This is a genomic window from Streptococcus sp. HMSC064H09 (genome assembly GCF_001812625.1).
Lineage (GTDB): Bacteria > Bacillota > Bacilli > Lactobacillales > Streptococcaceae > Streptococcus.
On sequence record NZ_KV809605.1, the window covers coordinates 1 to 11,573 of the forward strand.

General features: G+C 38.2%; 8 protein-coding genes. 4 read left to right on the forward strand and 4 right to left on the reverse strand.

What is annotated here, in order from left to right:
- Positions 1-95: 95 nt before the first annotated feature.
- Both HMPREF2867_RS08000 and HMPREF2867_RS08005 read right to left on the reverse strand, forming a co-directional pair.
- Positions 96-971, reverse strand: coding sequence for a LysR family transcriptional regulator (locus HMPREF2867_RS08000; RefSeq protein ID WP_060972266.1), 876 nt, complete (start codon positions 969-971; stop codon positions 96-98).
- 140 nt (positions 972-1,111) lie between these two features.
- Complete coding sequence (locus HMPREF2867_RS08005) at positions 1,112-1,462, reverse strand: helix-turn-helix domain-containing protein (RefSeq protein WP_060972265.1); 351 nt, start codon at positions 1,460-1,462, stop codon at positions 1,112-1,114.
- 350 nt (positions 1,463-1,812) lie between these two features.
- Here HMPREF2867_RS08005 and HMPREF2867_RS08010 point away from each other — a divergent pair, with 350 nt between their 5' ends.
- From HMPREF2867_RS08010 to HMPREF2867_RS08025, 4 genes are all read left to right on the forward strand, one after another.
- A complete protein-coding gene (locus tag HMPREF2867_RS08010) occupies positions 1,813-3,438 on the forward strand; it encodes a malolactic enzyme (protein WP_060972264.1) in 1,626 nt (541 codons plus the stop codon).
- A gap of 77 nt (positions 3,439-3,515) precedes the next feature.
- Positions 3,516-4,463: an AEC family transporter gene (locus HMPREF2867_RS08015; RefSeq protein ID WP_060972263.1), complete on the forward strand. Its 948-nt coding sequence runs from the start codon at positions 3,516-3,518 to the stop codon at positions 4,461-4,463.
- 12 nt (positions 4,464-4,475) lie between these two features.
- Positions 4,476-5,204, forward strand: a complete 729-nt coding sequence (locus HMPREF2867_RS08020) for a putative bifunctional lysylphosphatidylglycerol flippase/synthetase (RefSeq protein WP_060972262.1) — start codon at positions 4,476-4,478, stop codon at positions 5,202-5,204.
- A 124-nt stretch (positions 5,205-5,328) separates the two neighbouring features.
- Positions 5,329-6,342, forward strand: a complete 1,014-nt coding sequence (locus HMPREF2867_RS08025; protein WP_070576974.1) for a hypothetical protein — start codon at positions 5,329-5,331, stop codon at positions 6,340-6,342.
- A 115-nt stretch (positions 6,343-6,457) separates the two neighbouring features.
- Here HMPREF2867_RS08025 and HMPREF2867_RS08030 read toward each other — a convergent pair whose 3' ends face one another.
- A complete protein-coding gene (locus HMPREF2867_RS08030) occupies positions 6,458-9,325 on the reverse strand; it encodes a glucosyl transferase (RefSeq protein ID WP_070576976.1) in 2,868 nt (955 codons plus the stop codon).
- A gap of 266 nt (positions 9,326-9,591) precedes the next feature.
- A partial coding sequence (locus tag HMPREF2867_RS08035) for a glucosyl transferase (RefSeq protein ID WP_070576978.1) occupies positions 9,592-11,573 on the reverse strand: 1,982 nt, incomplete at its 5' end.

An 11,573-nucleotide genomic window follows, 5' to 3' on the forward strand; every position in this document is an offset into this window, starting at 1 on the left:
TTTTTCTGTCTAACTTTTGGGGTGCAGTTCATTAAGTACGAGAGGAGTTTTCTTTTATTGTTAGATGTATCTTAATGAGCTTAGTATTATCGCTTTTAATTTAATAATTCTTTGAAGAAGTTTTCTACTTCAGGATGAAGATTATTTTCCTTAAGTGTAACTAGTGAAACATAAAGCGACATGCGTTCATCTTTAACCATTGGGATAGCAATTAAATCTTTGTCTTCCTTTGTTATAGCGATTTCAGAAAGGAGACTGATACCAATTTTTTTACGAAGGAGTTGCTTAAGCAAATTAATATCATCTGTTTGAAAGAATGGTGTTGCAGCATGATGATAGTGATCATTCAAATGTTGAAAAGCTTTTAGATGAACAAAATGTTCGTCTAAAATAATAAAATTTTCATTTAGTACGTCAGAGAAAGCGATAGCTTCCTTATCTACCAATGAGTGGCCTGATGGCAAAATATAATAAAGATCACTTGTCATAAGAGTTTTAACTGAAAATCGTTTATCGATAATCGGTTCTAAGCTTCCCATAAAACTGGCATCTAGTTCTCCCATAGATAAGAGGTTTAGCAGTTCAATAGAACCTTCTTGTATAGGGTGAATATTTCGAAGTGCTGAGACATTCTCAATAAAAGCAGGCTCTTTACGAACAAGATAGTCAATAATAAGAGGCGGAAACCCAATTGTATTATAGGAAGAAAGGCTTCGAAGTATTTCTTTTTGGGCACCTTGCATTTCTGGAAGAGCTTTCTTTACATGACGTAATAATATATCACCTTGTGGAGTTAGCTTAAATGTCCTATGTGAGGGATCATGCACAAGTAATTGGCAATGAAACTCCTTTTCTAAACGTTTAATGGCATAAGAAATAGATGGTTGACTCACCCCGTTTTTTCGAGCTACTTCAGTGAAAGATTGTAGCTTGCTTAGGTCATAAAAGTAGTTTAAGTCTTTAAGATTCATAAAATCACACTTTCAAAAAATTGTTAAAAAAAGTTACATAGACAAGACTAGATGAGACGATAAGTAAATATTATCCGTAGTGACGTGTTTGACTATAACTTTTTTATTGAGTTAGAATGTGGTGATGAGTCAGGAGATGATTATAGGTTATCAAGAATATCTTCAAATATGGCTAGGATTTTCTCCCTTTTATCAAGAGGAACTTGTTTCAGCTTCATGTTAACTCTTTTCAATGAGAGGTTATCGGTTTGGTCAGTGGTGGCCTCGAGACTATCGAAATTGAAAAAATCCTCCGGTGTCAAGTTTAAGGCGACAATCACTTTTTCTAGACTGTGAATGGTCAGATTCACATTTTGGTTCTCTAATTGATTGATATACTTGAGTCCGAGTCCTGCCTGTTCCGAAAGTTCCTCCTGGCTCATTTTGTTTTGTTTACGAAAATATTTCACTTTTTGTGAAATATATTTTTGTAGATAATTATTAGTTGTCATATAAACAGAATACAAGTTTTAAATGACAAAAATAACTTTTTAAACAATACAAAGTATACTATAAAATCCATATTGTTGTTTATTAGTTCAATATGCTAGTCTCTATTAGTACCATCACAATTGTTGCTACTATATAGCCTGTAAAACAAATGTGTTATACGGTTAGGCACAGATAAAGTGGTTGTCCATTTGTATCTGGAGGAAAGATGATAACTGGTTGTATAGTTGATTCTGTCATAATTCTTTTTGCCCATTATAACATAAAAGAAATGAGTGGACACTATAAAGCACATTGTTCTTTAAAACGACTATTTTAAGTAGTATAATATGAGTAAAAAGGAGGTTGCACTATGACTGCACATGATATTTTAAACAACCCTTTCCTCAATAAAGGTACTGCCTTTACCTTAGAGGAGCGAAAGGAACTAGGCCTTATTGGTTTACTGCCACCGTATGTTCAAACGATTGAAGAACAAGCGGCGCAAACTTATGCGCAAATGCGAACAAAGGTCAATGATTTGGAAAAACGTTTGTTCTTAATGGAAATCTTTAATACAAATCGAACTCTTTTCTATTACCTTTTTGCTCAGCATTTGGAAGAATTCAATCCAATTGTCTATGACCCAACCATTGCCGATACTATTGAAGGTTATAGTGACCTCTTTGTAGATCCACAATATGCGGCATATCTTGATATCAATCATCCTGAAAATATTGAAGCCACTTTGAAAAATGCTGCCGGCGATCGCGAGATTCGTCTCATTGTAGTGACAGATGCAGAAGGAATCCTTGGGATCGGTGACTGGGGAACAAATGGTGTCGATATTTCTGTTGGGAAATTGATGGTCTATACGGGTGCTGCAGGAATTGATCCTTCTATGGTCCTTCCTTTAGTCATTGATGCAGGGACTAACCGTGAAGAACTTCGTAACAATCCTAATTACTTAGGAAATCGTCACGAACGGGTCCGCGGAGATCGTTACTACGACTTCATTGACCAATTCGTTCAAACAGCAGAACGTCTCTTTCCTAAACTCTACCTTCACTGGGAAGATTTCGGTCGCTTGAATGCTGCCAATATTCTTGAAAAATACCGGAAACAAATTCCGACTTTTAATGATGATATTCAAGGTACAGGAATCGTTACCTTAGGTGGTATCTTTGGTTCATTGGATATTAGTGGTGAAAAATTAACCGATCAAGTTTATCTCTGCTATGGTGGTGGTACTGCGGGTGCAGGAATTGCCTCTCGTGTTCTTCGTGAAATGGTGAGTGAAGGTCTTTCTGAAGAAGAAGCCTATAAACGTTTCTTTATGGTTGATAAACAAGGTCTTCTCTTTGATGACATGGATGACCTAACTCCTGAACAAAAACCGTTTGCTAAGAAACGTGCTGACTTTAGCAACGCAGACAAGTTGACTGACCTACTTGAAGTAGTGAAGACTGTGAAACCAACCATTCTTGTAGGAACTTCAACTCAACCTAATACCTTCACTAAAGAAATTGTAGAAGCTATGTGCGAAAATACTGAACGTCCAATGATATTCCCATTATCAAATCCAACCAAGCTAGCAGAAGCTAGTGCTAAAGATTTGATCGAATGGTCAGATGGTAAGGCTTTTGTCGCAACAGGAATTCCTGCTGATACGGTTTCTTATAAAGGTGTAGACTATGTGATTGGTCAAGCCAATAATGCCTTGATTTACCCAGGTCTTGGTCTAGGTATGCTGGCTTCTGAAGCAAGTCTTTTGACAGATGAAATGATTGGAGCGGCGGCTCATTCGTTGAGTGGTATTGTCAATCCAGGTCAACCGGGAGCTCCTGTCTTGCCACCATTCAAGTATGTAGCAGATGTTTCTATTAAAGTAGCAGAAGCAGTAGCTAAAAAAGCGCAAGAACAAGGTCTTGCGCGTGCCAAGGAAACAGATATGGCTAAAGCAGTTCGTGATTTGAAATGGTATCCAGAGTATAAATAATTCATTTTTGCTTCCTATCCTTCGCTAGCGACAGGTTTGTATGGGCTATGGACTTAAGTAATTTAGAAAGGATACCTATGTCACTTTTTTTAACCTCGATTACGAGTATCATTCCGATTATCGCTATCATCATTTTGGGATATATTCTGCAGGTGAAAGGATGGTTTGGAGATAGTTTTGGTCCAAACCTATCTCGTTTGATCATGAATGTTGCCTTGCCAGCGTCAATCTTTGTGTCGGTGATGAAATACCTAACACTAGATAAGCTAATCAGTCTCTCTGGAGGCCTCCTTTATACTTTTGTAGCATTTATCTTGGGATATGTCGTAGCTTATATTGCAGTTATACTTTTCAAGGTCCGTCCAGGACGTCGAGGAACCATGATTAATACCTTTGTGAATGCCAATACTATTTTTATTGGTTTACCACTAAACGTTGCTCTTTTTGGGGATCAGGCGCTTCCTTACTTCTTAATTTACTATATCACCAATACGATTTCTACCTGGACATTGGGCGTGTATTTGATGACGAGCGACAGTAAATCGGGTCAAAGCAAAGAGACAACAAAATTCGACTGGAAGAAATTACTACCAGCTCCGCTTGTTGGTTTTCTTGTAGCTCTACTATTTTTGATTCTCCGAATTTCTATTCCAGATTTCGCAACGAATACCTTAACTTATGTTGGAAATATCGTCACTCCCCTATCTCTGATTTATATCGGTATTGTTCTTGCAAAGGCAGGCTTGAATACGATTGCTTTTGATAAAGATACAATTGTCGCTTTGGTTGGACGCTTTATCCTAGCTCCTCTGATCATGCTTCTTGTCTTGAAGTTTTTTGGCCCAAATATGGCGACAGTAGAATTTAAGACCTTCATGATTCAGTCCGCTACACCAGCTTTAGCTGTTCTCCCGATCCTTGCTAATCAGGGAAAAGGAGATGTGGAATTCTCTACGAATGTGGTGACTCTAAGTACGGTTCTATTTATCGTTGTTATTCCAATATTACAAACTTTGTTAGGATAAGAGGAAGAGATTGTGAGAACAATTTTGAATGGCGTGAAAAAATGGCAGAGACTTATCAAACTTGTGCTATTTTTATCTATTGCTAGTCTGGTTATTGTAGAGATAATCAGACTTTTTAAGACCATTTCGTTTGATAAGATTGGAGCAATCTTTGGAGAACTATCTCCAATAAAAGTCATTAGTTTAGCTTTGCTTGGTTTTATGGCAGTAGCGCCTATGATGCTCTATGATAGAATTCTAAATAAAGAACTTAATCAGAAACAAAAATTATCTTACTTACTAGAAACAAGTTGGACCATAAATAGCTTGAATAATATGATTGGCTTCGCCGGTTTGGTGGATGTTGGTTTACGATATTCTTTCTATGGAGATGAGGAACGACCTGAAAAAAGTATGCAGGGAATTTCTCGTGTCATACCTTATTTTATGAGTGGTTTCTCCCTGTTTGCACTGTTAAGTTTAGTTTTTATAATTATATTTCCTATTTCAATGGGGATAAAACAGTATTGGCCGGCTCTTTTAGGATCTTGTCTCTATCTTCCAATTATTTTATTTGTTTCAAACAGAAAAAAATGGGTCTATTTTGGTCAATTGAGTGGAAGGACAATTAAATCTTTAGTATTTGCTTCTGGCCTTGATTGGGCTAGCGTATTAAGTTTTTTTCTTTTGGTTGGGTATGCTTTAGGCTATAATTTACCAATTTATGATATAATCCCCCTCAAGGGATTTAGTTCTGTGTAAAACGGAGCTAAATCCTTTTTATATAGTAAAATCAATACCATTAGGAAATGATTTGATTTTTATTAAAAATATGAGATAATAGATTCGGACTAAGTTTAAACAGCAATTTTAGAGGGAGACAATTATGTCAAAACGACTATTATCGGATGAGCCGAATACCCCCAAATCCCTTAAGGAGCTTTTCTGGGAAAATGCGGAAAAAGCTCGTATGGGGGAATTTTGGAAAGACAAGAAGAGTTACAAAGAGCTTTCAGAAGCTACGGGGATTCCGTCAGGAAGCCTTCGGATGCTTTTCATGAACAAGCCTAAGGGAAATATTCCAAAGATTGTAACCATTACTAACGGTCTGTCCAAGGTGACTGGGAAAAACATTACACTTGGGAAGCTCTTAGCTCGAGATAATCAGCATGAGGGTTTTGAGTTTCCAAGAAATCCTGATCAGGTCACCCAGAACTTGTGGCACAACATTCGCAAGAAGTTGGAAATCACGGAAGATATGGCTGAGGGGGAAGTCAGAGAACGCATGACAGCCTTTGTAGTCTCATCTGGTATGGCTCAAACCAACTATAACCTGATCAATCAAACAGGAACGGTATCGCTTGATACTTTGGAAAAATTTTCAAAAAGACTTAGAGTTGAGCCTTATGAATTGTTGGCTACCATCAGACGAAGGGAGATTATTGATAGGGATGACTTCCCTATTCCTAAGGAAAATGTTAGCGACTACCACATCGATATTGGTAAGCTCAATACTTTCATTAAGCTCCAACCCTACTCGCCCAACGGTCAAGAGGTAGCCTCTGCAGATTTAAGCCCACAGAATCTTTATCATTATTATTCAAAGGGAACTATCGGAGATATGCCCATAAAAACGGCCTATAAGTTTAAAAGACTTGTGGATATCTATGAAGCAGAATATGGTCCCCTTGAACCTTCAAGTCGAGTTTTAGATGTCAAGGAACTAGAAAGATTCCTTTATAGTGGTATGATTACTGGTTATGCCATTGCTAAGACAGGGTTGATGAATGCGACCAATGGAAATCTCTATATCAAGGGCAAACGTCCTATCGAATCCATGCAACTGGATCGTGCCTTCGGTCTCTATAAACACCTAAAAAGACTGAAAAAGGACCAATAAATTCTTTACCAAACAAAAAGCCAAAATCAGAATGCTGATTTTGGCTTTTTGTTTGATTTTTTGTCTGTATGACTAGTAAGAATAATTTTAGTCGATTTTCGGACTTATTTTACAATTACTTCGCACGTCCATTTTCATCAAAGTGATAAGTCACACCATTGATGGTACGGGTTTGGTTGGTTACAAGCTCACCAGAGTTTTCGTCATAATAACGAGTTCCCTTGTAGTCTGTAACGAAATCACCCTTCACTTGTTTACCTTCATAATCAAAGTAGAGGTGTTGACCATTGACGACTTGATCGAAGAGGAGGGCCTTTCCATCGTTACCGAAGTAGTACCAGTGTCCGTCTGTATAGACGAATTGGTTGGTTACAGCAGCTCCTGTCTCAGCATCGAAGTAGTAAGTTGGGTTGTCTTCTGCTCTATTTGGGAAGGAAATATAAAAGTAAGGTCTAGCTAATTGTCCACGAACTTGTTCGTGTGTTTCGTATTTGTTCATTGGATTGTTAGAGAAGAAATAAAGCTTACCATCAATTTCTTTCAGTCCCCTTGCCTTAGTACCATTAGCATCAATATAGTACCAGTCCTTACCAACTTGAAGGAATCCAGTTTTATTTACAGCAGCACCTGTTTCTTTATCGTGATAAGGAAGGGACCCATAGATTTCGAAAGAATCTCGAAGAATTTCACCATTATTTAGTATGTAATAATCCTTACCATCAATGGTTTTATTTCCTTTTTGACCTTTGCTATCAAAGTAGTACAACTTATCTCCTACCTTAACAAATTGATCACGAGGAACATCTTGGCGGACTCCAGAATCTTTATCATAGAAATAGCCATCAGCGATAATACCTTTAGCTTGAACTCCATAATCATCAAAATAAACGTGTACCCCATCAATGGTTTGTGAGCCTTTAAGGATATTACCTTGTGCATCTGCATAGTACCATTTACCATTATTGTTGAAGTATTGATTTTTTACAAGAGCGCCGGAATCTTTATCGTAGAATTTAACTGGGTTAGTGTAGGAGTTTGCTTTAACCACATACCCACTACTATCGGTAAATTCTCCTTTAATCTGATTGCCATAATATGGATCAAAGTGAACCTGTACCCCATCGATGGTTTGATCGCCTTTAAGGATTTTTCCTTCTTCATTAAGGTAGTACCAGTTTTCGTTGATGAAAACGTAGCGGTTGGTACCAAGGTCTATTTTAGCACCAGAATCTTTGTCGTAGAAGTAGCCATCATTGCCAAATACACCTTTGGCTTGTTTACCATCATAAGGGTCAAAGTATACAGGAACATTGTTAATGGTTTGAGAACCTTTAAGCCGTTTACCGTCATTTCCAACATAATACCAGTCTTTGTCGACTTGGACATAACTATTGATTACGAGAGCACCAGTGATTCCATCATAGTATTTATCGTTACTAGCAAAATCTCCCTTAACTTGGGCTCCAGTTTTCTCGTCAAAGAAGTATTCAATGTTGTCGATGACGGTCGCTCCTTTAATAGCCTTACTATCTGCTCCAATGAAGTAGGTCTTGTCATTAACGGTAACGAAACGATTAGTAACTAAAGTTCCAGAGTCTTTATCGTGAAATTGATTTTTATAGTCAAAATCTCCTTTAACTTGTTTACCTCCATATTCAAAATAAACGTGAGCTCCATCAATAATGTGTTCACCGGTTAAAATTTTTCCATCGTTACCGACATAGTACCAATTGTCTCTGATTTGAACATAACGATTGGCACCAAGATCAACACGATTTCCGTCCTGATCGTAAAAGTAACCATCGTCAGCAAAATTGTCGAAAACCTGGCTTCCCTCGTAGGTATCGAAGTAGACTTGTTTACCGTCAATTGTTTGAGGACCAGTTAACCGAATTCCTTGGTCGTTAACATAATAACGTTCATTTCGATGTTTGTAAGGATTATAAGCGATAACATATTGATTGGTGGCAAGAGCACCAGTATCCTTATCGTAGTATCGAGATTTATTATCCCCCTCATCTTTGACAAAATATCCTTTGACTTGAGCTCCGTATTGTCGGAAGTAAACCTTAACACCATCGATGGTTTGTGGTCCCTTTAAAATAGCACCATCATTTCCAGCATAGTACCATTCCCCGTTTAATTCGAAATAGCGGTTTGTTCCGAAATCCACTTGTTTACCATATTTGTCATAATAACGGCCATCAGGAGCAAAATTGTTTTTAATTAGTTCACCATACTGCTCAAAATAATACCACGCTCCATTAACTTCTTTAGAACCAATTGCCTTATTACCATTTTCATCAACGTAATAGGTTCTACCATATTCTTCAACAAATTTATTAGTAACAAGAGCACCAGAGTCTTTGTCATAATAGTGACCGTCCCAGCCAAATCCCCCTTTAACCTGAACACCGCCTGGATTGAAGTAGACCTTAACGCCATCAATAGTTTGTGGTCCAGTCAGGTCTTTACCGCTTGCATCTTTGTAATGCCAGTAGCCATATTCGTCTCTATAGTATTGACCACCGGTGACATTTGTTTCACTGTTTGAAGTTTCGTTAGCTGTTGCAGTCTCACTGGCAGCTCGGTCTGTAGTTACAGCTTCACGTGTTTGACCAGAGGCTGATTCTGCAGGAGCTTGGCTTTCACTTGCAGTTGTTGAAGCTGTTTCACTGGTTGTTTCAGAGCTTGCTGTAGAAGTTGAGGCTTGTTCTGAGACATTTGTGGTGTTTTCTGTGCTAGCCACATTTTCAGTAGTAACAGGTGCTTCGACAACCTTTGTTTCGACGAGGTCTGCGGTAGTTTCCACATTTGCAGTGGTAGTAGCGTTCACATCAAGGTTTGATGAGTTATCAGCTTTAGCTTCCTCAGCGAAGGCAGGCTTTGCGATGAGGGCAAAACCTGCAAGAGCAGTTGCACATGAGAATGCAATCAGACGTTTTTTGGACTTAGGTCCAGTAAAATTAGAATGTACTTTCATACTTTTTCCTCCATTTCCTAAGTCCTATTATAGCGCTATTTTAGAGACTTTCAAGAAAAAATAAGAAATTTAGACAAAAATAAGAAAACGATTACATAGGAAAGCGAGTAAATGGCAAATGTCACAATTTTTGCAATCATAGGAACTTAAAAAATAAAAAAATCCAGGACCTGTGCCCTGGATAAGGAGATTATGAAAAAGAAAAGTTTTAGGATGATTATAGTATATAGAGCAGAGCCTAAAGTTTTCTTAAAGTAAGGAATAGCTTAAACTTTAGTCGCGTTACCATTTTCATCAAAATGATAAGTTACACCTTTGATAGTACGTGTTTGGTTAGTGACGAGTTCACCAGAGTTTTCATCGTAGTAGTGACCATCTGGTGCAAAAGCGCCTTTAACTTGTCTACCATGATTTTTATCGAAGTAAAGTTGTTGTCCATTAATCTGAACGGCACCAGTAGCTGCTGAACCATCCGCATAGAAGTAGTACCAGTAATTACCCCATTGATAGAAACGATTTTTAATTGCTCTACCGTCATGACCGAAGTAGTAGATTTTACCATCGATGTAATTAATACTGTCTTGCCACATGTCACCCAGTTGGGTGTACTTATAGGCACCTCCTCGACGGAAGTAATATAAATCACCATTGATTTCATGAAGTCCAAGGACTTTGTTACCTTTCTCGTCAAGATAGTAAGTTAAGCCTCTGTTATCTTTAACAAACCCAGCTTTGGTTACTTTGCGACCATTATCTTTATCGTAATAGTACTCAGGCATATAGACGCCATCTTGACCAAATCCTCCTTTAGCTTGTACCCCTCGATAGTTGAAGAAGACATCTTGTCCATCGATATTTCGAGCTCCCTTGACTGGCTTACCGTCTTTACCTACATAGAACCAATTACCCATGTATTCAACATAACGATTGGTTACAAGATTTCCAGAATTAATATCGTAGAATGCGTATAAATCACCGTAGGAATCACCATAAGCACCTTTAACCTGTTGACCATTGTCGCGGAAAAATAACTTTTGACCGTTAATGATTTGAGCACCAGTGAGGTTGTCTCCATTTACGTTCTTATAATACCAGTTTCCATTATCGTCGCTATAATAACCATTTGGGTTAGGAGCATCCATACCTACGCCGTTTTCATCAAATCGATAGGTCATACCATTAATTGTTAGAGTGGTGTTAGAGACGCGTGCTCCAGAATTAGGATCATAGTAGCGAAGAACACCATTGTCGAGAACAAGCTCTCCCTTAGCTTGACGACCATTAGCATATAGGTAAACGATTTGACCGTCTATATTGACTTCACCATCTTGAGGACGAATAGCATTTCCATCTGCACCATAATAGTACCAGCCATCATTTTCTTGGACATAGCGATTTTTAACGGCTTGACCAGTAACTGAGTCAAAATAGTAGCGACGGGTAATATTAGTAGGGGTACCAAAACCATAAGTACGTGGTGAATTTTGCCCTTCTTCTAGTAAAATGCTGATTCCTTTTTGTAGGACGCCGGTATCAACAGGAGAGGCAGCTTCACGTGCTTTGAAATAGTAGATATTACCATCAATTTCACGTATTCCTGTAAATTTAGAACCATCGTTCTTGATGTAAAAGGTTTGGCCTTTTTTATTCTGAACTAGACCTTCTTTTCGGACCCTTGCACCAGAGTTAGAGTCGTAATAGAAAGTTTGATCTGGATAGCTATAGTCCTCTCCGCTAAAGTCACCTTTGATTTGAACACCTTTATAATCGAAGTAGACTTCTTGACCATTGATAGTTTGTTCTCCAGTGAGTGGATAGCCATCTTTACCTAAATAGTACCAATTACCTTGGGATTCAAGGTATCGATTCGTCCATAGTTGCCCAGTATCAACATCGTAGTAACGAAATAGATTATTATTCCTATCGAGTAAAGGCCCCTTAACTTGTTGCCCATTACTGCGGAAATAAACATTTTGGCCATCGATAGTCTGTTCGCCTACGAGGTTTTTACCACTGGCATCTTTATAATACCAGTTGCCTTGGTCATCACTATAGTATTGACCACCAGTGACGTTTGTTTCATTAGGTACTGAAGCTGTCTCATTGGCAGCTCGGTCTGTAGTTACAGCATCACGTGTTTGGCCTGTGGCTGATTCCGCAGGTGCTTGACTTTCGCTTGCAGTTGTTGAAGCTGTTTCACTGGCAGTTTCAGAACTTGCTGTAGAAGTTGAGGCTTGTTCTGAGACAT